20 protein-coding genes and 1 pseudogene are annotated in these 22,375 nt (G+C 54.0%); 11 read left to right on the forward strand and 10 right to left on the reverse strand.

Going from position 1 to position 22,375, the window contains the following annotated elements; genetic code table 11:
• Nucleotides 1-23 precede the first annotated feature (23 nt).
• On the forward strand, nucleotides 24-1,166 hold the full coding sequence (locus ACZ5M3_RS04355) for a glycosyltransferase (protein ID WP_464840723.1): 1,143 nt from the start codon (nucleotides 24-26) through the stop codon (nucleotides 1,164-1,166).
• Here ACZ5M3_RS04355 and ACZ5M3_RS04360 read toward each other — a convergent pair.
• From ACZ5M3_RS04360 to ACZ5M3_RS04380, 5 genes are read right to left on the reverse strand one after another with little or no spacing between them, the layout of a single operon-like run.
• A complete protein-coding gene (locus ACZ5M3_RS04360) occupies nucleotides 1,145-2,095 on the reverse strand; it encodes a carbohydrate kinase family protein (protein WP_464840438.1) in 951 nt (316 codons plus the stop codon). The two genes, ACZ5M3_RS04355 and ACZ5M3_RS04360, sit on opposite strands and share 22 nt — an antisense overlap.
• A 10-nt stretch (nucleotides 2,096-2,105) precedes the next feature.
• Nucleotides 2,106-3,296, reverse strand: coding sequence for a glycoside hydrolase 5 family protein (locus ACZ5M3_RS04365; protein ID WP_464840439.1), 1,191 nt, complete (start codon nucleotides 3,294-3,296; stop codon nucleotides 2,106-2,108).
• Between the two features lie 31 nt (nucleotides 3,297-3,327).
• The gene (locus ACZ5M3_RS04370; RefSeq protein WP_464840440.1) at nucleotides 3,328-4,149 is read right to left on the reverse strand and encodes a carbohydrate ABC transporter permease; all 822 of its coding nucleotides are present in this window, start codon (nucleotides 4,147-4,149) and stop codon (nucleotides 3,328-3,330) included.
• The gene (locus ACZ5M3_RS04375) at nucleotides 4,146-5,033 is read right to left on the reverse strand and encodes a carbohydrate ABC transporter permease (protein WP_464840441.1); all 888 of its coding nucleotides are present in this window, start codon (nucleotides 5,031-5,033) and stop codon (nucleotides 4,146-4,148) included. Before ACZ5M3_RS04375 ends, ACZ5M3_RS04370 begins: the two co-directional genes overlap by 4 nt.
• Before the next feature lie 10 nt (nucleotides 5,034-5,043).
• Nucleotides 5,044-6,357, reverse strand: a complete 1,314-nt coding sequence (locus ACZ5M3_RS04380; RefSeq protein WP_464840442.1) for an ABC transporter substrate-binding protein — start codon at nucleotides 6,355-6,357, stop codon at nucleotides 5,044-5,046.
• A gap of 261 nt (nucleotides 6,358-6,618) precedes the next feature.
• On the opposite strand from ACZ5M3_RS04380, the gene treT reads away from it, so the two are divergent.
• Genes treT through glmM form a run of 5 tightly spaced genes read left to right on the forward strand, consistent with a single transcriptional unit; the run spans nucleotide 6,619 to nucleotide 11,847 of the window.
• Nucleotides 6,619-7,866 carry a trehalose synthase gene (gene treT / locus ACZ5M3_RS04385; RefSeq protein ID WP_464840443.1) on the forward strand — a complete coding sequence of 416 codons (1,248 nt, stop codon included), beginning with the start codon at nucleotides 6,619-6,621 and terminating at the stop codon, nucleotides 7,864-7,866.
• A gap of 2 nt (nucleotides 7,867-7,868) precedes the next feature.
• Nucleotides 7,869-8,888: an HTH-type sugar-sensing transcriptional regulator TrmB gene (trmB, locus tag ACZ5M3_RS04390; RefSeq protein ID WP_464840444.1), complete on the forward strand. Its 1,020-nt coding sequence runs from the start codon at nucleotides 7,869-7,871 to the stop codon at nucleotides 8,886-8,888.
• Between the two features lie 9 nt (nucleotides 8,889-8,897).
• Nucleotides 8,898-10,016, forward strand: a complete 1,119-nt coding sequence (locus tag ACZ5M3_RS04395) for an ABC transporter ATP-binding protein (protein WP_464840445.1) — start codon at nucleotides 8,898-8,900, stop codon at nucleotides 10,014-10,016.
• 32 nt (nucleotides 10,017-10,048) lie between these two features.
• Nucleotides 10,049-10,453 (forward strand): UPF0146 family protein, encoded by a 405-nt coding sequence (locus ACZ5M3_RS04400; protein ID WP_464840446.1) that lies wholly within the window; start codon nucleotides 10,049-10,051, stop codon nucleotides 10,451-10,453.
• Nucleotides 10,454-10,482: 29 nt separating this feature from the next.
• Complete coding sequence (glmM, locus tag ACZ5M3_RS04405; protein ID WP_464840447.1) at nucleotides 10,483-11,847, forward strand: phosphoglucosamine mutase; 1,365 nt, start codon at nucleotides 10,483-10,485, stop codon at nucleotides 11,845-11,847.
• A gap of 172 nt (nucleotides 11,848-12,019) precedes the next feature.
• Here glmM and ACZ5M3_RS04410 read toward each other — a convergent pair whose 3' ends face one another.
• From ACZ5M3_RS04410 to ACZ5M3_RS04420, 3 genes are all read right to left on the reverse strand, one after another.
• Nucleotides 12,020-13,312, reverse strand: a complete 1,293-nt coding sequence (locus ACZ5M3_RS04410) for an RNA-guided endonuclease InsQ/TnpB family protein (protein ID WP_464840448.1) — start codon at nucleotides 13,310-13,312, stop codon at nucleotides 12,020-12,022.
• Nucleotides 13,313-13,398: 86 nt separating this feature from the next.
• A complete protein-coding gene (locus tag ACZ5M3_RS04415; RefSeq protein WP_464840449.1) occupies nucleotides 13,399-13,530 on the reverse strand; it encodes a hypothetical protein in 132 nt (43 codons plus the stop codon).
• 10 nt (nucleotides 13,531-13,540) lie between these two features.
• A complete protein-coding gene (locus ACZ5M3_RS04420) occupies nucleotides 13,541-14,356 on the reverse strand; it encodes an MBL fold metallo-hydrolase (RefSeq protein WP_464840450.1) in 816 nt (271 codons plus the stop codon).
• A gap of 294 nt (nucleotides 14,357-14,650) precedes the next feature.
• Here ACZ5M3_RS04420 and ACZ5M3_RS04425 point away from each other — a divergent pair, with 294 nt between their 5' ends.
• The 4 genes and pseudogenes from ACZ5M3_RS04425 to ACZ5M3_RS04440 all read left to right on the forward strand — a co-directional run bounded on the left by ACZ5M3_RS04425 (nucleotide 14,651) and on the right by ACZ5M3_RS04440 (nucleotide 19,532).
• Entirely contained in the window at nucleotides 14,651-16,525 is a 1,875-nt protein-coding gene (locus tag ACZ5M3_RS04425) for an OPT family oligopeptide transporter (RefSeq protein WP_464840451.1), read from the forward strand.
• 52 nt (nucleotides 16,526-16,577) lie between these two features.
• Nucleotides 16,578-16,913, forward strand: coding sequence for a PqqD family protein (locus ACZ5M3_RS04430; protein ID WP_464840452.1), 336 nt, complete (start codon nucleotides 16,578-16,580; stop codon nucleotides 16,911-16,913).
• Between the two features lie 12 nt (nucleotides 16,914-16,925).
• Nucleotides 16,926-18,194, forward strand: a complete 1,269-nt coding sequence (locus ACZ5M3_RS04435; RefSeq protein WP_464840724.1) for a M20 family metallo-hydrolase — start codon at nucleotides 16,926-16,928, stop codon at nucleotides 18,192-18,194.
• Between the two features lie 212 nt (nucleotides 18,195-18,406).
• A pseudogene (locus ACZ5M3_RS04440) lies at nucleotides 18,407-19,532 on the forward strand (serpin family protein).
• An 8-nt stretch (nucleotides 19,533-19,540) separates the two neighbouring features.
• Here the strand turns inward: ACZ5M3_RS04440 and ACZ5M3_RS04445 are convergent.
• A complete protein-coding gene (locus tag ACZ5M3_RS04445) occupies nucleotides 19,541-20,542 on the reverse strand; it encodes a hypothetical protein (RefSeq protein WP_464840453.1) in 1,002 nt (333 codons plus the stop codon).
• On the reverse strand, nucleotides 20,535-21,521 hold the full coding sequence (locus tag ACZ5M3_RS04450) for a hypothetical protein (protein WP_464840454.1): 987 nt from the start codon (nucleotides 21,519-21,521) through the stop codon (nucleotides 20,535-20,537). The genes ACZ5M3_RS04445 and ACZ5M3_RS04450 overlap by 8 nt, the downstream gene beginning before the upstream one ends.
• Before the next feature lie 106 nt (nucleotides 21,522-21,627).
• Here ACZ5M3_RS04450 and ACZ5M3_RS04455 point away from each other — a divergent pair, with 106 nt between their 5' ends.
• Nucleotides 21,628-22,371, forward strand: a complete 744-nt coding sequence (locus tag ACZ5M3_RS04455; protein WP_464840455.1) for an RlmF-related methyltransferase — start codon at nucleotides 21,628-21,630, stop codon at nucleotides 22,369-22,371.
• The last annotated feature ends 4 nt before the right edge of the window (nucleotides 22,372-22,375 follow it).

Raw genomic sequence — 22,375 nt, forward strand, 5'->3', positions numbered from 1 at the left:
TGTAACTTATGAGGGTGGAGAAGATGAGGGTTATCGTTGGGATTCCCAGTTACAACAACGGGGAAACGATTTCTTTTGTCGTGAAACAGGCTGCAGAGGGGCTGAAAAAATATTTCGGGGGCGGAATAGTTGTCAACGCCGACGGAGGGAGCACCGATGGGACGAGGGATGCAGTGCTGAAAACAAAGGTTCCGGATGGAGTGGAAGTCCACAGCTTCATCTACAGGTGGCCTATCCCCGGAAAAGGGAGCGCCATGAAGGAGCTCATGGAGTTCGCCCTCGAGAGGGACGCAGATGCCATAGTCTTCGTGGACAGCGACCTGAGGAGCATAACTCCCGAGTGGATATACCGCTTCGCCAAGCCCATCGAGGAAGGCTACGACTTCGTGGCACCGATGTACATAAGGCACAAGTGGGACGGGACGATAACCAACAACATAGCATACCCGATGACGGCTTCGCTCTACGGGAAGAACGTCAGGCAGCCGATAGGCGGGGACTTCGGAATAAGCAGAAGGCTCATGGAGGTCTACCTTGAAGACGAAGAGGTCTGGAAGACCCACGTTGCCAGGTTCGGGGTGGACATATTCCTGACGACGACGGCCATAGCGAGGGGCTTCAAAATCATCCAGACGGCCCTGGGAATGAAGATACACGACCCCAAAGATCCGGCGGCATCGCTAGGCCCCATGTTCAACCAGGTCGTTGGAACGCTGTTCATGCTGATGGGGAAGTATGAGGACGTCTGGAAGGGCGTGAGAACAATAGAGCCGGTTCCGGTCTTCGGAGAGCTTGAGAAGGGCGAGCCAGAACCGGTGAAGGTGACCCTTGAGCTTCTGGAGATAAGGGCCAAGGAGCTCTTCGCCCAGCACGAGGCCGTCCTGAGAAGGGCCCTGAGCGAGGATACCCTCAAGGGGGTGAAAGAGGCGCTCAAGACCTTCGAGTTCGACGACAGGCTCTGGAGCCACGTCCTCTACGACGGGACCGTTGCCTACAGGGACGGGATTCTCCAGGAGGCCGAGCCGCTGGTGCCCCTCTACTTCGCAAAGACTGCCGACTTCGTCAAGAGAACGATGGACATGAGCACGCTTGAGGCCGAAAAACTGATAGAGGAGAGGGCAAAGGTCTTCCTTGAGGAGAAGGACTACCTCCTGGAGCGCTGGTAGAGCTCCCTGACCTCCCTCATCAGGGCCACTTCTTCCATTTTTGGAACGCTCCAGGCACCCCTAAGGGTAGTTGAGAGGGCCGCTATGAGGTTTGCGAAGCGGCCCAATCGGAGGAGTTCATCTTCATCGAGTTCTTCAGCACCCATAAGGCCCGAGTAGTGCAGGCCTGCCAGCAGAGCCGCCATGAAGGCATCCCCCGCACCGGTCGTGTCAACAGGTTCAACCCTGTATGCCGGCACGTGAACCCTGATTCCACCGCTCCTCAGTTCGCTCCCTTCCGCACCCTTTGTAATCGATAGGAGCCTGAAGTCGAAGTCTTCAAGGTCTATCCCGTTCTCCTCAAGGTAGGCCAGCTCACCGTCGCCGAGCTTGACGATGTCCGCCAGCTTTAACGCCCGTTCGATGTCTTTCAGCATTTCCTCCTCCCTTCCGCGCCAGAGGTCGGGCCTTATGTTGACGTCGTAGCTGAGCGGAACCTTCCCCTTGAGTCCCTCCAGAACTCCGAAGAGCGTCGAGCGGGAGGGCTCCCTGGCGAAGAGCACGGTTCCGAAATGAACGGCCTCCGCGTCCCCAAGGGGGGCCGCCTCTAAATCCTTGGGCTTGAGGTTGAAGTAGGCAACGCCGTCGTAGAGGATGAACTCCGGCCTGGCACCAATGAGCTGGACGAAGACCACCCCCGTGTGCTTTTCGGTGTCCCTGGAGATGTATGTCTTCACACCCTCATCGCGGAGCCTTTCGAGCAGGAAGTCCCCAAAGGGGTCGTCGCCGACCTTGCTTACCAGCGCGCTCTCAACGCCGAGCCTTGAAAGACCGACCGCAACGTTGGCGGGGGCCCCGCCGGGGTGTTTTTCAAAGGCCTTAACGTCCCTGAGCCTCCCCTCCCGGAGGGCTATGAAGTCTATGAGGACCTCCCCAACGGATACGATCACGGTAACCACCTCACTCAAGGCCGAGCTTTTGCCTGAACTCCCGGTACAGCCTCACAAGGTTGCCCCTGGGGTCTAAGTAGTAGTCTTCCGGCACACCTATCTCCACGTTTCTCCTTTTAAGTTCGCCCATCTTTTTCCTGAACTCCCTCATCACAAGTGCGGTAGGCTTCAGGCTCCCGTCGCTCCTCAGGAGGCCGAAGAACCTTTCATGAACCGCCCTGTCGAGGGGAGGCCTGTCCCATACGCTCTCGTGATAATCGGCGAAGTTCCAGTAGAACGCACCGAGGGTTCCGAACTCGTAGAGGGCTTTGAGGGTCTCTTCGAGCCATCTTGCGGCGTCCCTCTCGTTTATCAGGTAGTGCTCGGCCTCGTGCTTTCCGGTCACGGAGCGTACCTTTCTGGTCTCCTCCGGAGTCGTCGGCATCCCGAACTCTTCCATGAGAACCTCCTTCCCCCCAAGTGCCTTCGTGAGCAGACACGCGAAGGGGACGAAATACGGGTCGAGGGGATCGGTGAAGTCTGTGTAGACCGAATACGCGTGCATGCAGAGGAAGTCGTTTCCCCCGGCGACATCGCCCACACGGAAGTGCTTGTCCCCCTGGATGTCCTCCTGATGGATGCCGAAGGTTACCGGCCTGCTGGAGCTGGCCTTCAGCGTCTCGTAAACAAACCGGACCCATCTCCTGCCTGCCTCGGGGGTGCGGGGGATTCTGACGTTGTCTATCTCGTTGGAGATGTCCCACGCGTACAGCGCCGGATGGTCGTCGAGCTCAGAGCCGACTGTCCGAAGGAGCAGCTCCTCGGCCCTCAAAAGGTCTGGCTCCTCGTATATGTCCCTCGCACCGAGGTCAACGACCCTCCCATTCGAGTACGTCAGAAAACGGGGGTGGGGGGCATCGGAGAGCGTCCACTCCGGGAGCCAGTTTATTCCGCTCATGTGCCCGATGAAGAAGGTCGGCATGACCCCCAGTCCGAGTTCATGCGCTATGTCCATGACCCTCTCCAGGTTCCGGAGGGACTTCTCGTCGATCCTTTCGGGTTCCGGCTGAAAGTCCTCCCAGAGCAGGAAAATCCTCACGACATCGAGGTTGAGCTCCTTCATTACCGCGAACTCCTCCCGAACCTCACCCTCCTCGAACTCCTTCCACCAGAACATGGCCTTCCTTCTCGGCCAGTAGTTGACACCGAGGACGAACTCCATCTATATCCCTCCAAAAAAGTTTTGAAAGGGCTCAGCCCTTGATTCCGCCGGACACACCCCTCATGTAGTACTTCTGGAGCACGACGTAGACCGTTATGGGCACTATTATCGCCAGCACACCGGCTGCCGTCAGCTGTCCCCAGTTGGGGTTGTAGCGGCTTATGAACTGCGTTACTCCCGCCGATACCGGCCACTTTTCCGGCCTCAGCAGGGTTATGGCGAAGAACAGGTCCTGCCATACGAAAATGAACTGCACCACCGCAACGCTGATGACCGCGGGCATCGCTATGGGGAGTATCACCCTGAAGTATATCCCAACGTCGCTGAGGCCGTCTATCCTTGCAGCCTCCTCGTAGTCCTTGGGAATGGACATGAAAAAGTTGCGGAGGAAGAATATCGTCCACGGGAGCGCAAATGCCGTGTGAACGAGGATTATGCCGTAGTACTGGTCGTACATGTGCAGGTCGCGGAAGAGCCTCAGGAGCGGGACTATGACCGCCTGCTGCGGGACGACCTGGATGGCCACGAGGGTGAGGAAGAGCATCGTCTTTATCGGGAAGCTGAAGGAGGTAAAGCCGTAGGCGGCCATCCCGGCGATGAGTATTGGGACTACCGTGGCCACAGTGGCTATCAGGATGGAGTTGAGGATGTTCTTCCAGAAGCCAGCGTCCCACACGCTGACGTAGTTGTCAATGATGAAGTGGGCGTTCTTGAGGTTCCACCAGCCGTTAACTATCTCGTCAAACGGTCTGATTGAGGTCATTATCAGCCCCAGAAGGGGTATGAGGAGCATCAGCCCTATGGCCCAAGCCACAAGGTTAATGGTGACCATGTACCTAGTGCTTACCTTCATGAGCCCACTCCCCTTTCACTTATCATCCTCTTCAGCATCCCTATGGAGAACAGGAACACTGCAACGGTCAGCAACGTCGCTATCGCGGCCGCGTAGCCCCACTTGAACATGCGGAATATCTCGTAGTACACCATGTACGCCAGCACCGAGAGGTACATCGGCACGGATTCGCCGCCGGAGAGCACGTAAACGAGGTCGAAGACCTTGAGTATGTAGATGGAGCTCATCGTAACGACGACTATCAAGGCGGGCTTCAGCAGGGGCAGTATGACGTATCTGAAGCGCTGCCAAGGGTTTGCACCGTCAATAACCGATGCCTCAAGAACCTCAACGTCGAGCCCCTCCAGTCCGGCCAGGAACACGGTGGTCGAGAAGCCCTGCCACGCCCACAGGGAGCCTATTATAACGAAGTATATCGCCGTACTGGGATCCTGAATCCATGCCCTGGGCTCAATCCCGAAGAAGCTCAGAACGTGGTTGACGATACCCGCGTTGGGGTCCAGGAGCAGCATCCAGACGATACCTACGACGGTAAGGGGCATCACCATCCCGAGCATGACGAAGCCCCTGAGCAGATTGCGCCCCACAACCGCGCTGTTGTGGAGGAGGAGCGCAAAACCAAGGCCGAGCATGGTCACAAAGGGCAGGAAAACGATGAATATGAATATGTTGTTCTTCACCGACGTCCAGAAGAGCGGGTCACCCATCATGGTTCGGTAGTTATCGAGTCCAACGAACTGGGGCTGGGTGAAGCCGTCCCACTTGGTGAACCCCAGGTAGAACGTGTTGAAAATCGGATAGAGTATAAAAACTAAAAGGAGGATGAAGGCGGGCATCATCAGGATCAGAAAATCCCTGCTGAGCCAGTCCCCCCTTCCGCCCATCTCAGGCACCTCATGAGCCGTAGTACTGTTCCGCGTACTGTTCAAGCTCCTGGGCTATCTGCTGGTAGTTGTCCGGGTTGGCCCAGAGCTCGAAGAGCTTGTCCCAGATTATCGGCTGGAATCCTGATGGAGCGTTGTCGTCGAGGTCAGGAACCACGGTGTACTTGGCCATCATGTCTATTATCTTCGCGTCAACCGGGTCGTAGGCGGTCTTGGGAACCTGGAGGTTGGGGGCGAGGTAGCCCTTCTGCTCGACCATTATCTTCTGGTACTCCGGACCGGCGAGCCACTTGGCGAGCTCAAAGGCGGCATCCTTGTGCGGAGCCCCTCTGGGTATAATGACCCAGTCACCACCGGCGACGATGGCAAAGTCGGCGTTGGGGTTGATGACGGGGAACGGAATCAGGTCGTAGTCGGTGCCGGGCTGATATCCCTGGTTCTGGAGCATGAGGTTGATCCAGTTGCCCATGAAGTACATGGCAACCTCCCCCTGGCCGAGCCTGGTAACCTGAACCTCCCACTTCTCACCGATGGCAACCTTGGGGTCACCGTAGCAGCCCTCTTTGAGGAGGTCGCTGAGAACCTTGAAGGCCTCAAGAACCTGCGGGTCGGTCCACTTGACCTTGTGGGTCATGAGGTCGTTGTGGAGCTGAGGACCGCCAACCCTTATGAGAACCGCCTCGAAGATATCACTAAGAGGCCACTTGTCGGCCGCTCCGCTGGCCATGGGCTGAATTCCGTTCTGCTCAAAGACCTTACAGACGGCTTTAAGGTCATCGATGGTCTCAGGCGGCTTTACGTTGTACTTCTCGAAGTCGTGGACGTTGTACCATATTCCGGGCTTTGCCCAAGCCTTTATGGGAACGGCATAGTAGGTGTTCCCAACCTTCACAGGTTCAAGCAGGTTCTGCATGATGTTGCCCTTGTAAGAATCGACGATGGAGTTCATGGGCTCAAGCTGGTTCTTCTGACCGAGCTCGGTAATGAGCGCCGGCCACGGAAGAATCGCGATGTCAAAACCTGGCGAACCGGTCGCAAGCTCCGTGAGAACGGCATCCCTGAGCTTGGACTGAATCACATACTTTATCTTAACGTTGGGGTGTTCCTGCTCGTAAACTTTCAGAGCCTTTTGGAAGTTCTCACCCTCAACTCCACCCCACTGGCCATAAACGACTATCTCAACCTTCTCCTGGGTGGTCGTCTGTCCGGGGCTGGAGGTTGTCTGCGTGGGGGACGTTCCCCCTCCAGAAATGCATCCTGCAACAAAGGCAGCTAACAACAGCACGCTCAAAAGCAATGCAAACCTTTTGGCATGAAACCTCATAGATAGACACCTCACCAAGGCTGTTCACTAGGGCTGTATACTTTTAGTATATTTATATTTTTCGGAAAGCCCCTGCTAATTTATGTTCATAATTCCCCAAAAATCTCGGAGAATGTCTAGATAAACAACAGAAAATATTGACTTTATTTACAATATGTGCATTAAAATCCAGGATATATTTCGAAAAACTTTTTATATGTGGATAACCAAACATTTGCCGGACATCCATATACTAAAAGTATACAAAGGAGGAGTATCCGTATGTTCCGAGTTAAAAAACTGCCCCAGAAGAGGATTGAGGACTATTCTCCCGTTGCCGGAGAAGAGGCCGTCTTGAAGATTATGGAAAAGGCAGAAAAGCTCTCGGGAGCCAAGTTCGTGCACGTCAACTCAACCGCCTACGGCGGCGGTGTCGCGGAAATACTCCACAACCTCGTGCCCCTCATGAACGACGTCGGAATAAGAGCGGAGTGGTTGGTCATCGAGGGAAGCGACGAGTTCTTCAACGTCACCAAAAGCTTCCACAACGCCCTCCAGGGCAACAAAAACCTCAAACTCACCGAGGAAATGAAGGAACTCTACCTCAAAACCAATGAGGAAAATGCTCAAAAAGCGGACTTGACAGAATTCGACTACGTCCTTATCCACGACCCGCAGCCGGCGGCCCTCATAGACTTCTACGAGAAAAAACAGCCCTGGATTTGGCGATGCCACATCGACCTGAGCGACCCGAACAGAGAATTCTGGGCGTTCTTGAGGAAGTACGTGCAGAGATACGACAGGTACATCTTTCACCTCCCAGAATACGTCCAGCCGGATTTGAACCCGGAGAAAACCATCATCATGCCTCCTTCCATCGACCCGCTGAGCGAGAAGAACATGGAGCTGAGCGAGTCGGAAGTTCTCAGAACCCTCGAAAGGTTCGACGTTGACCCCGACAGGCCGATTATAACCCAAGTCGCCCGCTTCGACCCCTGGAAGGGCGTGTTTGACGTTATTGATGTTTACAAGCGGGTTAAGGAGAAGATCCCGGAGGTCCAGCTGCTCCTCGTCGGAGTCATGGCGGCCGACGACCCAGAGGGCTGGGTCTACTTCGAGAAAACTCTGAGGAAGATTGGGGAAGACTATGACGTGAAAGTCCTGACGAACCTGACGGGAGTCCACGCCAGGGAGGTCAACGCCTTCCAGCGGGCGAGTGACGTGATCCTGCAGATGTCCATCAGGGAGGGATTTGGACTGACGGTCACGGAGGCCATGTGGAAGGGCAGGCCCGTGGTCGGCAGGGCCGTTGGAGGGATCAGGTTCCAGGTGGTTGACGGGGAGACCGGCTTCCTCGTGAAGGGCGTGGAGGACGCGGTTGAGAAGACCCTCTATCTGCTGAAGCATCCAGAAGAGGCCGAGAGGCTTGGCATCGGCGCCAGGGAAAGGGTAAGGGAGAACTTCCTCATCACCAAGCACCTAGAAAGGTATTTAGACCTCCTCCTCTCATTTTCTGGGGAGGAGGGGTAGGTATGGAGATCAGCGAGAAGGCCATAACCATGCTGACCAGAATCGGCTTCACGAAGTACGAGGTCATGATATACTGGACGCTTCTTGTCTACGGGCCGAGCACGGCGAAGGAGATATCCGAAAGGAGCGGTGTGCCCTACAACAGGGTCTATGATACCATAGCGTCGCTGAAGGCGAGGGGCTTCGTCAACGAGGTTGAGGGCTCTCCGAAGGTGTACATCGCGTACTCCCCGAAGATAGCGTTCCTGAAGTTCAAAAGGGACATAGATGGGATCAAGGAGGAGCTTGAGAGGGAGCTCCAGAGGGTTAAGGTAAAGACCGAGGAGAGACCCGGAATCTGGCGCACGAAGGACCTCAGCATAGCCGTCGAGATGGTGAAGGAGTCAATAGACTCCAGCTCATACGAGGCCATACTGGTGGCCCCCGAGAAGTTCCTTGAGAAGATAGAGGACAACATAAAGGCCGCCCTCAAGAGGGGAACCACGATATCCCTCTACACCGAGGAACAGATAGACCTTTCGGATTTCGTCAGGCTCGGCAACCTCTACGTGAGGAAGTTTCACAAGCTGAACCACTTCATAGGGATGTTCGACGGCAGGGAGGTCATAGACATCCAGAACATAGGGTTCAGACCGAGGAATCCACCCAGCTTTAAGGCGACCTATCCTGAGATAATATTCTCCCAGTACAGCTTCATCAGGGAGGCCTTCAAGGAGTCGAGCCTCATACTTGAGGGGATAAAAAACAGGGACGACCTGCGGTTTTTTGCGAGCTTCCACGCCGTGGACATCATAAGGAGACACCTCAACGACGGCGTCATCTACGCAAAGGTGCTTGGAAGAAACCTCGTCACGGGAGAGGTGGAGGAACTCGAAGGCCGCGTTGTGGGCTACACGGTGGCCCTCGATGAGGGAATAGACAACTTCGACCTTGAGACGGAGAGGGGAATAGTGAAGGTCGGTGGAATGTTTGCGGTTTTGGAAGATTACGAAACAACCATGATCCGGCTGACCGTAGTTTGAGGTGAGAGCATGGCGGAAGTGAAGCTCATCAACGTGTGGAAGATGTTTGGGGACTTCACGGCAGTGAAGGACATGAACCTGGAAGTCAAGGACGGTGAATTCATGATCCTCCTCGGGCCAAGCGGCTGCGGGAAAACAACCACACTCAGAATGATATCCGGACTGGAAGAACCCACAAAAGGCCAAATCCACATCGGTGACAGACTCGTCGCCGACCCAGAGAAGGGGGTATTCGTCCCCCCAAAGGACAGGGACATCGCCATGGTCTTCCAGAGCTACGCGCTTTACCCACACATGACAGTCTACGACAACATAGCGTTTCCGCTCAAGCTGAGGAAGGTTTCCAAGCAAGAAATCGACCAAAGAGTAAGAGAAGTCGCCGAGATGCTCGGCCTCACCGAATTACTCAAAAGAAAACCCAGGGAGCTGAGCGGAGGCCAGAGGCAGAGAGTCGCCCTCGGAAGAGCAATAGTCAGAAAACCCCAAGTCTTCCTCATGGACGAACCGCTGAGCAACCTGGACGCCAAGCTGAGGGTGAAGATGCGCGCGGAATTGAAAAAACTCCAAAAACAACTCGGGGTTACTACGATCTACGTGACGCACGACCAGGTTGAGGCCATGACCATGGGCGACAGGATCGCAGTCATAAACGCAGGCGTCCTTCAGCAGGTCGGGACACCGGATGATGTCTATGACAGGCCCGCGAACACCTTCGTGGCTGGATTCATCGGCTCGCCGCCAATGAACTTCATAGACGCAACGATAACCGAGGACGGCTTCGCGGACTTCGGGGAATTCAAGCTCAAACTGCTCCCCGACCAGGTGGAAGTTCTGAGGGAGGCCAGCCTTATCGGAAAAGAGGTGATCTTTGGAATCCGCCCCGAGGATATCTACGACGCCATGTTCGCCCAGGTGAAGGTTCCAGGGGAGAACATGGCGAGGGCAACGGCCGACATCATCGAGAACCTCGGAAGCGAGAAGATCGTCCACCTGCACGTCGGAAACGTGGCCTTCCTTGGAGCGTTCAGGTCAGAGTCAAAAGTGAAGGAAGGCCAGGAGATAGACGTCGTCTTCGACATGCGCAAGGCCCACGTCTTCGAGAAGGGGAGCGGAAAGGCAGTGTTCTGAATCTTTTTAAATTCCTCCCCCCATTTTCTCCCATGCCCGTTGAAGACTTCGCAGAGTTTCTGGCCAGTGAGGTTCCGAAAGGGAAAGTGGCAGAACTTGGGATAGGCTTTCAGTTCAAGGTGGCTTTGAGACTGAAGAAGCTCGGATACGACGTTCTGGCCGTTGACTGGAACCCATCATCTGTGGAGAGGGCCAGGGAGCTGGGCATCAACGCCGTGAGGGACGACATATTTGCCCCGAACCTCGAGCTCTACCGCGGGGTAAAGGCACTCTACTCCGTAAGGCCAACCCCGGAGATAGTGAGGCCCATTCTGGAGCTCGGGAGAAAACTCAACGCCCCCGTCTATATCCTCCCCCTGACGGGGGACACTATGCCCCGAACGATGAGGCTTGTAAGCTTCAGAGGGCTGCCCATATACGTCGCCAAACATATTTAAAGCCATCCCCAAGTAGTTACGGTGGTGATATGAAGCTCTTCGGTACCGCTGGAATTAGGGGCACCCTGTGGGAGAAGGTCACGCCCGAACTTGCAATGGACATTGGAAGGGCGGTAGGGACGTACATCGAGGGGGAAACGGTGGCGGTCGCGAGGGACGGCAGGACGTCGAGCGTAATGCTCCAGAGCGCGCTTGTCTCAGGGCTTCTATCGACGGGAACCGAGGTTCTTGATTTCGGTCTGACCCCGACCCCCGCCTTAGCATGGGGGACGCGGGAGTACGGCGATGGTGGGGTCATGATCACAGCGAGCCACAACCCGCCGACCGACAACGGGATAAAGGTCTTCAACGGCGATGGGACGGAGTTCTACGTCGAGCAGGAGAGGGAACTGGAGGAGCTGGTCTTCTCGGCAAGGTTCAAAAAGGCCAGGTGGGACGAGATAAAAACCGTTAAAAGCCTCGACATTGGGGAGGAGTACATAGGGGCAGTTCTTGACTTCGTGAACCATGAAACAGAACTCAAAGTCCTCTACGACGGTGCCAACGGTGCCGGGAGCGTTTTGGCGCCTTATCTGCTCCGCAAGATGGGGGCAAAGGTGATAAGCGTAAACGCCCACGTTGACGGCCACTTCCCGGGAAGGAAGCCGGAACCGAGGTACGAGAACATAGCCTACCTGGGCGAGCTGGCTAGGGAGCTCGGCGTTGACTTAGTCATCGCCCAGGACGGCGACGCGGACAGGATAGCGGTCTTCGATGAGAAGGGACAGTACGTGAACGAGGACACGGTTATAGCGCTTTTCGCGAAGCTCTACGTGGAGGAGCACGGAGGGGGAACGGTCGTCGTTTCCATAGACACGGGCTCAAGGATAGACCACGTCGTTGAGAACGCGGGCGGCAGGGTTGTAAGAATCCCCCTTGGCCAGCCCCACGATGGGATAAAGAAGTACGGGGCGATATTCGCAGCGGAGCCGTGGAAGCTGGTTCATCCGAAGTTCGGCCCGTGGATAGACAGCTTCGTGACCATGGGGCTTCTCATAAAGCTCATAGACGAGCGCGGAAAGCCGCTTTCACAGATAATCCGGGAGGAGATACCGACCTACCACCTCACCAAGAAGAACGTGAAGTGCCCGGACAGGTTCAAGAAGGCCGCCCTTGAGAGGGCATACAGGACACTCGAAGAAAAGCTGGGGGAAGAGGTGAAGGAGGTTCTGACGATTTCCGGCTACCGCCTCCAGCTGAAAGACGGTTCATGGGTTCTCGTGAGGCCAAGCGGGACGGAGCCGAAGATTCGCGTCGTCGTTGAAGCTCCCAGTGAAAGGAGACGCGACGAGCTGTTTGAGCTCGCCTACGGAACCGTCACGAGGGCAGTGGAAGACGTCATGAGGAAGGGCTGAGACATCAACTCCATCGTTAAACCAGGGTTCCGAGCACCCAGCCCGCTGTGCCGGCCAGGAAGATTATTCCAAAATCCCTGGCGAGGATCCTTGCGTGGGGCTTTTCTTCCATCCCTGCAAGGTAGAGCCACTGACCTCCTTCCCGCCTTGAAGGGCGGGGTTTGCCTAACCCCTAATCTAAGGGCGGGGAGGTTTGGGGGGTCTCATTAAAACCCAATCCAAAGCGGGTTTTCAACCCCTCAGGCCGGGCCTTCGGCCAGTTACCCCTCCCTTGGGCATACAAACCGCCCAAGTTCGGGGTTATGGTTTTCACAACTTTCTTCAAAATGTTGAAGGCACCAACTAAGTCTGCGTTAAAGATAAGCCCCGTTGCGGGACACTTAAACAACCCCCGAACAAATCTCGCCCCCTCATGGGGCTTCCCGCAAACGGGGCAAGTTTGAGAAGTGAAAGCCTCATTAACAACCTCAACGAGGATGCCATACTCTTCAGCCACTTCCTTCAAGCGTTTGATAACGTAATTAAAACGCCAAACGTGAGAGAGTAGATAATTCTGCTTTCTACCCTTACCAGAGTTTCTGGCTATGCCCTTTGGATAGCCAATAACAATTCTCGAAACTCCGAGACGATAGAGTTTTTCAATAGTCTGTCTTACAGCCGTGTTAATGTAGTGTTTTGCCTGAAGTTTAGCCTTCTCGTGCAGTCTGGAGAGTTTCCTACTCTTCTTAGCTCCAGACTTGTTGATTTTGGATTGATACTCTGCAATCCTCTTCCTAAAGTAAAAGTCAATGCTCTTAATTGGTCTCCCGTTTACTAAGAAACTCTCTCCGTTCTCGACATAGACGGCCATTAGATTGTTCACTCCAAGGTCTATTCCAGCGGAGAGGTTGCCTAAAGGCTGTCTTGGGGTTTCAACCCATTTTTCGCCATAAAGCCTTTCCTTTACTGTAATGCTAATATGAGCATACCACTTCCGCTTTACGGGGTCGTAAGTTATTTCTAACCGCCCTTGCTTGCCTTTCAAGTGTATTCTACCCTTGAATTGAACTTCCAGCCTTTTGAACTTCCCAAGGCCTTTGAGAATTAGTTTGTTCCCTTCAATTTTGTATTGGTTGTTCCTGAGGACGATTAAGCCTTCTCCCTTAATGTAGTTCGGTGGTTTTGGCTTGAGCCAGTTGGGTAGTTCCTTGTTTCTCTTGGCTCCTGCGAGGGAGAAGAAGCTTTTCCAGCTTTCAGCGTTCTTCCTGCAAATTTGCTGGACTGTTGCAGAGCCTATTTTGGATTTAAACTCCTCATAGACTATTTTTTCAGTATTGTTGAAGTCTATTGGCTTGCCTTCAAAGTATTCTTGTCTTCTGAGGTAGTTTACCCGGTTCCAGATTTTGGAGCTGATTGTAGCCAATTCTTTGAGGGTTTTCTCTTGTTCCTTGCTTGGCTGGAGTTTTACCGTTACTGTCCGCTTCATACTGAGGTAGGGTATTGTTTTTTGGCTTTAAAATGGTTTTGCTTTCCTGCTCTCGGGTTGATTTTTCGATTACTGCATCCCCGCCCCTAAAGGGCGAGGCTTGAAGAAGAGTAAAGGAACACGGGAATCAAAAGGTCGAGCGACAGACGGGACTCGCCAAAGAACAGGTTGAGCAGAAATGAGAAAATTGAAACCGGAGCGAGAGCCTTTCTGCCCATCAAAACCCCCTCAGACAAACCTGGCTGGCCTGAGCGTCCTCACCGATATTTCGTTCTTTTCCACCATGACCTTGAAGCCCTCTTTCGCAACATAGGTCTTGACGCCGGTGACGGTCTCTATGTACTTGGCCTCCTTGTAGGGGTTCGCGAAGTGCATCTTCATCCCTATGTGGCTCATCACGAGCACTTCCGGTTTTTCGTTCATTTTCTTGAGCATCATGACGATATCATCGGTGCTCAGGTGGTAGGGAATGCCCATATCCCTCGGTCTCGTTACTGCGGCTATCAGGAGCTTCGAGCCATCGTGCCACTCTATGAGCCCATCGAAGTACGCTGTGTCCGGGATGTAGGATATGTCACCGTAGTGGGTCCTCATGCGGAATCCTATCGTCGTGGGGTCCGAGTGGACGGTGGGGGTTATTATCAGCTCCTCCTCACCGATGGCTATCTTGCTTCCGGGTTCGGGTATGTGGATGCTCTCAAGGACGTCCATGTGGTACTTGCTCACCGCAGGGGTGTGCGTCTCATCTCCGTAGATGACGCTCTTCGATGCTATCAGCATGCCGCGCTTTTTCAGTGCGCCGCCCGTCATGGCCTCTATCATTACTTCGACGTCGTTGCAGTGGTCAACGTGCCTGTGGGACACGAAAATCGCATCCAGCCTCCTCGGGTCGAGCTTGTAGCGCCAGGAACGAACCAGCGCACCCGGCCCCGGGTCAACGTATATATTCCTGCTGGCACGGATGTGGAAACCGCCGGTGGAGCGGAACTGGGTTATCGTAATGAACCTGCCGCCCCCGCTGCCAAGGAACGTTATCTCAATCACCAATACACCCCCGTTTTCTTTTGCAGACGTAGGGGTATCACAGTGAGGGTATATAAGGCATTACCTTCATTGGGTCGTTTTGACATATGAATTTGACGGCATATATCTCAGGTACAGATGGGCACATTATAACATCTTGACCAGAGGGGCGGGCAGTAATACCCTATTAATGCAACTATATGTTACATAGAAATGCCAAATTTTTTCTAGAATATGTAAAAATGCCCATTCAGCAAAACATTTTTAACATCAGATGTGTTCAATTACTACGCCACCATTCAGGGGGTGCAAATAATGGAGCTGAAACCGTACATACCTCCCGAAAAATCCCTACCGGAGTACACCATCAAGGCCTTTGTTCTGGGTGTTGTTTTATCGATAGTGATGGGTGCAGCGAACGCATACCTCGGCATGTACGCCGGTATGACCGTCAGTGCCAGCATCCCGGCGGCGGTCATCTCGATGGCGATACTCTTCGCCTTCAAGGACAGGAACATTCTGGAGAACAACATGGTCCAGACGGCAGCGTCAGCGGGTGAGTCGCTCGCGGCCGGAGTCATCTTCACCTTCCCGGCGCTGGTCGTTCTAGGCTACTACACGACCTTCCCGTACTACATCGTGACGCTGATAGCAGCGCTCGGTGGTTCCCTCGGTGCGCTCTTCACCATCGTTCTCAGGAGGGCCTTCATCGTCGAGGAAAAGCTTCCCTATCCCGAGGGTACCGCCTGTGCAGAGGTGCTCATAGCGGGTGACAAGGGTGGGAGCCACGCAAAGCCCATTCTCTACGGTGGAATCTTCGGAGGCCTCTTCAAGCTCTTCGGAAGCTCTGGCCTCTGGAAGGGCACCGTTGAGGCAGCGAAGATGGTGGGCTCACGCGTCTACTACTTCGGAAGCGACCTTTCAGCGGCGCTCATTGCCGTCGGCTACATCGTCGGCCTTAACATAGCGTTCCTCGTGTTCCTCGGTGGTGCAATAGCCTGGTTCATAGCCATACCGCTCTACGCTGGCCAGATGAGCGGCACCGACCTCAGTCCTATCGACCTCGCGTGGGTCATATGGAGCACCAAGATCCGCTACATAGGTGTCGGTGCGATGGTCGTTGGTGGTCTCTGGAGCCTCATCAAGCTCAGGAACCCGATCAAGAGGGGCATCAAGGCGGGTCTTGAGGTGGCAAAGAGGAAGCAGTCAGGAGAGGTTATACTCAGAACCGAGGAAGACCTCCCGCTCAACTACGTGCTGATACTCATAGCGGCCTTCGTGATACCGCTGTTCCTGCTGTACTTCCACATCATCGGATCAATAGGAATCGCGGCAATAATGGCGGTGATACTCCTCATCGTCGGCTTCCTCGGAAGCTCGATAGCCGGCTACCTCGCTGGTGTCGTCGGTTCATCCAACAATCCGGTCTCGGGAATCACCATCATGAGCCTGCTCTTCACGGCGTTTGTGCTCAAGGCCCTCGGTCTCAGCGGAATGGAGGGCATGGCGGCCACCATACTCGTCGCCGCTGTGATATGTACCGCAGCGGCCATAGCCGGAGACACCATGCAGGACCTCGCCACCGGCTACCTCGTCGGCGCGACCCCCAAGAGGCAGCAGGTCTTCGAGATAGTCGGAACGTTCTTCGCCGCTCTCGTCATGGCCCCGGTTCTCAACCTCCTCATCCAGGCCTACGGTATAGCCGGAACCCCGACCGCCAAGGAGAACGCCCTCGCTGCTCCGCAGGCCTTCCTCATGGCCAAGGTCACCGAGGGTGTTTTCACCGGCAACCTTGAGTGGAACATGATCTACATCGGCGCCGGGATAGCCATAGCCCTCATAATCCTCGACGAGATACTCGCCATGAGGGGCTCCAAGTTCAGAACCCCTGTAATGCCCGTCGCCGTCGGCATCTACCTGCCCCTCAGCCTCGGCGTCCCGATATTCATCGGCGGCCTCCTGAGGTACTTCGTCGGTAAGGCGAGGGGAGGCGGTGCAGAGAAGCCGACCGACCCCGGTGTCCTCGGTGCGGCTGGACTCATCGCCGGTGAGGCCCTCATGGGCATATTCTTCGCGGCACTCATAGTTGCCGGTGTCGCACCGAGCTTCGGCTTCAGCAGCAACCTCATCGGTGTCCTTGCCCTGGCAGGAATAGCCGTCTGGCTCTACATGACGGGCAGGAAGGAGTGACTGCCCGTTTTTTCTTCCCAACCTTTAAATTTTGGACACCGGAGGAATTGCCATGGAAGAGTACCTGAACCTTGTCCCAGTGCGCAACGAAAAGGTCGAGCTCAGGAAAGTGGAGGGCAAGTACTACCTCCTCATTCCAATGGACTCGAAGCTTGACTTTCTCGCGAGAAAGCTCCACGGAGAGTACAGGAGAATAGAACTCGACGAAGTCGGAGCGTACATCTGGGAGCTCTGCGACGGGAGGAGAACCGTCAGGGACATTGGAAAGGCCCTCCGGGCGCGCTTCGGTTATGAAGTCGAGCCCCTATACGAGCGCCTGGTAGTCTTTCTCCTCGAACTGGGGAAGAGGTATTTGATTGAGTTTAAAAGGACGGACGAGATAGTTTAGGTGGTGATTGAAATGAGCGAAACCCTCGAAAAGGTCTCCAAGGAGATAGAAGAGCTCCGCGATGACATGGTTGAAACCCTCGTTGAGCTCATAAAAATCCCCGCCATAAGCCCCGACTACGGTTACGAGGGCGAGTACGACAAGGCCCAGAAGCTGCTTGAGATAATCAGGGCCGGGCCCTTCGACAAGGTTGAGGTCTACAACGCGCCGGACGAGAGGGCCAAGAACGGAGTGAGGCCGAGCATTTTGGCCTACTACTACGGTGAAAAGGGCGAAGAAAGCCCGAGGTTATGGATCCTCACCCACATAGACGTCGTTCCGCCCGGGGACATGAGCAGGTGGACGGTCACGGAGCCCTTCAAGCCTGTCGTCAAGGACGGCAAGGTCTACGGCAGGGGAAGCGAGGACAACGGGCAGAGCCTCGTCGCGAGCCTTTACGCCGTAAAGGCCATGATGAACCTCGGGATAAGGCCGAAGAGAACCGTAATCCTCGCCTTCGTCAGCGACGAAGAAACCGGAAGCAAGTACGGCGTCGAGTGGCTGATGAGGGAGCACCCGGAGCTGTTCCGCAAGGACGACCTGGTTCTCGTCCCGGACGGCGGAAACGAGGAAGGTACTTTCATCGAAGTTGCTGAAAAGAGCATCCTCTGGCTCAGGGTGAAGGTCCGCGGAAAGCAGGTTCACGCCAGCATGCCGGACAAGGGGCTCAACGCCCACCGCGTCGCCCTCGACTTCGCCTACCACCTCGATAAACTCCTCCACGAGAAGTACTCCGAGAAAGACGAGCTCTTCGAGCCAGCGGAGAGCACCTTCGAGCCCACGATGGTTCGCGGCCCGGCCGACAGCCCGAACATAGCTCCGGGCGAGCACGAGGTGGTTTTTGACTGCAGGATTCTGCCGAGGTACAGCATAGACGATATCCTGAAAGACGCCGAGAGGCTGGCGGAGGAGATCAAGGAGAGATACCGGAAGGAGTTCGACGGCGAGGTTCTGCCCGAGATAGAGTTCGAGGTTCTCCAGCGCATGGACGCTCCAGAGCCGACAGACCCGAACAGCGAGATAGTGAAGCTCCTCCAGGAAGCCCTGAGGAGACTCCGTGGAAAGGAGGCAAAGGTCGGCGGAATAGGCGGCGGAACCTTTGCGGCTTACTTCAGGAAGCTCGGGATTCCGGCGGTCGTGTGGGCGACCCTCGACGAGACCGCCCATCAGCCCAACGAGTACGCGAAGATAGAGAACATGGTCGAGGACGCGAAGGTCATGGCGGCCCTGGCGCTCCTCTGAGCTTTTATTTCACTTTAATCGCGGTTGAAACTATCGGGAGGTATTTATACTCCCGGCCCAATAGTAATCACGGTGAGTGCATGAGGCGTATGGTTCTGGTGATCATGGTTCTGGCGGTCCTGATGGGGGGATGCCTCGGCGTTTCAGAGAATCCCAAGCCCACTGGCGGTCCCGAGGCATCGCATTCGACGGATTCCCACTTCACCCCACCGATGACGAAGTACGACGTTCTGAAAGAGGGGCAGGAGGAGCCTGTGGTTAAAGCTCTCAACGCCTTCGCCTTCGAGCTCTACGGAGAGCTGGCGAGGGACGGCGGAAACGTCTTCTTCTCCCCGTACAGCGTTGGGACTGCCCTCGCAATGGCCTACGAGGGGGCGAGCGGTGAAACCGCGGAGGAGATGGGGAGCGTCCCTCATCTCCCCGGGGACAACGACACGAGGTGGACCGGCTTCAGATACCTGATGCTCGCCCTTCATCCTCAGGAGCGCCAACGCCCTCTGGGTTCAGAGGGACTACCCGGTAAGTGAAAGGTACCTCTGGATTGTGAGGGAGTTCTACCTCGGCAAGGCCAGAGAGGTCGACTTCCAGGGCGACCCGGAGGGAGCAGCCGGGAAGATAAACGAATGGGTGGAGAATCAGACGAACGGGAGGATTAAGAACATCGTATCCGGCTTAAACCCCCTGACGAGGCTCGTGATAACGAACGCGGTCTACTTTAAAGCCAACTGGTCCAGCAGGTTTGAGGCAAGTGAGACGAAGAACGAAACATTTCACGCGCCCAACTCGACCGTCATCGTCGCCATGATGCACCAGGCCGGTAGATTCCCCTACTTCGAAAACGACTATTTTCAGGCCCTTGAGCTTCCCTACGAGGGAGAAAGGCTGAGCATGCTGATAATCCTGCCCAGAGAGGGGAATTTTGAGAGGGTGGAAAACAACCTGAGCGCCGAGTTCATAGGGAACATCCTGAAGAGCATGGACATGGAGTGGGTGAAGGTCGCACTGCCGAAGTTCAGGTTCGAGGGGGAGTACCACCTCAAGGATGCCCTGATGGACATGGGCATGGAAAAGGCCTTCACAGTGCAGGACTTCTCGGGAATATCGCCGAAGGACAACCTGGTGATAAGCGACGTCGTCCACAAGACCTTCATAAGCGTTGCCGAGAACGGGACGGAGGCGGCAGCGGCGACAGCGGTGATATTCACAGCGGTTTCAGCACCCGGAGAAACCCCGAAGTACAAGGTCTTTAAGGCAGATCATCCCTTCCTTTTCCTCATCATCGACAAGAAGACGGGGCTGATACTCTTCATCGGGCGGCTTATGAACCCGGAGGAATGACTAAGCCATTACTCCTTCTTTCCCTTTCTGCACAGCAGGTACGGAATGACAACGGCAAACACTATCACAGCCAACAGCCAGAATTTACGCTGATCCTGGCTGGGAGATGTAACGTTGGTTTCATTCGAAGGTGAACACGTGGCATTGGCTGAAATGAAAGGGAGTGCCGTGTTAGAATAGTAAAAACTCGGACTTACAAAAACGGAGGTGCTGTTGTTCTCGGTAGAGAGAACGGTAGAATACTCAAGATTAATCCTACCAACTTCGAAGGCTTTAAAGGTTCCATTGTAAAAGAAGATATAGATTGGCTTCTCAAGGAGATTTAGGAGCTCGGACTGATCCACCATCTCATTTTTAAGTTTCGACCTTTTCCAAGAGGCTTTAACGTAATACGTGATGTTATACCTCTGATCAAGGTGCAGTACGGATACAGAGCCGTTTTGGATGGAGCAGTCGTGATACTCAACTCCCTCCCCCGTTATCTCAATGATTAGTTCTGGAAAGAATATCAGACTCCCATTCAGACTATATCCCCACAGATGCTGTATCCAGCTTTCATCCCAAAGGTACGGCGATATTTCGGAAACAGGGACTTTGTAAACGGTCCCCTCAAAACTGAACAGTACAGAGCCGTTTACGGGAACTCCCCTAACCAATTTTGTTTTAGTTCTGAACTGTGCCAGATTTCGTGAAACGCTCAGATTTAACCTGGGACACCTAATATACGCCGCCGTATAGCACTCAACCCCAAAAAGACGCGCCCCTGAGGAATCCACATGGTAATACCAATTAATTTCCGTGTCGGGATTCACCCATATATCATCGTATGCATCAATCTCTCCGGTGGAGATGAATATTACCTTCGAATTAGGGAGGACTCCCACGGACATGTGAATACCCCTGGTTGGAGGTAGGCCTGTTGTTATAATCTCCACATTAGATGATGCAGGAGGTAGTGTAAAAATAAGGAAACACAAGGATACTCCAAGTATTTTAAGGAAGCTAGACATACCTTTCACCCAAAGTTTCCTGACAGTAACTATTCATGAAACTGATATTATTCAAGTTCGTGTCAAAGTAGTACGCTCGGTTAATAAACTGCCCAGCACACTCAACGTATTCACATGCCCTATTTTTGTATTCAGCGGAGGAATGCCAAATCCTGCTACAATTATCATCACCGCCTGTCGAAATTCTGCCATCACATTCAAATTCGACGAAGACATTGCGGGTATTTCTGGAACGATTCATGTCAGTTAGCATATCCACCCATTCTTCTAAAGAAAGACCAGTCCTCACTTTTCCTTCCTCATCTATCCACCGCACATTTTTATACCAATCCATACATTGATAATAATTTGATTGAACAAAGACCAGATCAAAAAATTCTGAACCTCCGGGAATTGGCCAATCCTTTCCGCACACCTGATAATTACGGGGCCAGATATCAGTATTCTGGAGAGCATATGTCCTAGCGTAGGGAATCCATATAAACTCAAGACCTCTGCTGTGGATTTTTTCACTTAACATATCAATAGTTTGAGGGTTCACGTAAGGCATTTGTCCCTGATTGCAAAGAACATCTTTATAATAATTTACAAACATCCAAGCACTTTCAAGACTCCAATAAAATCCCCCGAGGTTGGAAGAATTTACACTCAGTACGCCGTTTATCCAGTCAAGCCAGTACTTGTTTCCTCCTTTTGGATTCTCTCGTGGTTCTGGAATATAATTCCTCCAATAAGGAATTGCCACATATACCGGGATGCTTTTTATTGTTGAGAAGATATTTTCAGCAAATTTTCTCCCATCATTGAAGCCATCTCCAGTGTACACTGCAAGTTCTTTGACACCACTCCCTTCCCTTTCTCTAGCTGGAAGGGCCACTGCATAGTCAAAAAATCTCCTAAACTCATTCTCAGCATCACCTAGCATGGAGACATTCTCTTTCCCATTCCACCTAAAATACCACAGTCCAAATGTTGCCATCAACGATCGCCAATAGTATTTAAACGACAATACTATTTAAGTCTTTCTATAACTTTTAGACAAAATAACACATAAAACTGAAAAACTTCTGTGCTGATATGTTCCCATGCCCACCTGGAAGGACGGAAAGCTCGGACTGCCAGTGAGGGAAGCCGTCAGACTCTTTCCCGAACTGGAGAAATACCTCGACGAACGCGGAAGGCTCGACTTCTCGAACAGAAAGGCCAGGATACTCTACAACCAAGCGATAGCAAAAGCCATTTTCGGGCTCGATATCGAGTACCACCCGCGTGGACTGGTAACTACCCCAATCTCGCGCTACCTCTTTCTAAAGACTTTTTTGAGAGGAGGCGAAAGGGTTCTGGAGATTGGGACGGGGCACACTGCCATGATGGCCCTGATGGCGGCTAAATTCTTCAACTGCGACGTTACCGCGACGGAGCTCGACGGGGAGTTCTTCGAGTACGCGAGGAGGAACATCGAGCGGAACAGAGCGAGGATTAGGCTCATCAGAAGCAACGGGGGGATAATCAGGGGAGTAATTCCTGAAGGCGAGCGCTTTGACGTCATCTTCTCCGCCCCGCCCTACTATGAGAGGCCGACAAGGGGCGTCCTGACCGAGAGGGAAGGCGTTGGAGGGGGCAAACACGGCGAGGCCTTCTCGGTGAGGCTGATCGAGGAGGCTCTGGAATATCTGAAGCCCAATGGAAAAGTGGCCCTCTTCATTCCGGACAAGGAGACGCTGATAAAGGCCATAAGGGAAAAAGGAGAGGAGCTGGGATACCAAGTCAGGGACGTGAAGTTCAAGGTCGGGACGAGGTGGAGACACAGTTTGATACTCAGGCTGTAATAGT

Source organism: Thermococcus coalescens, assembly GCF_055392585.1.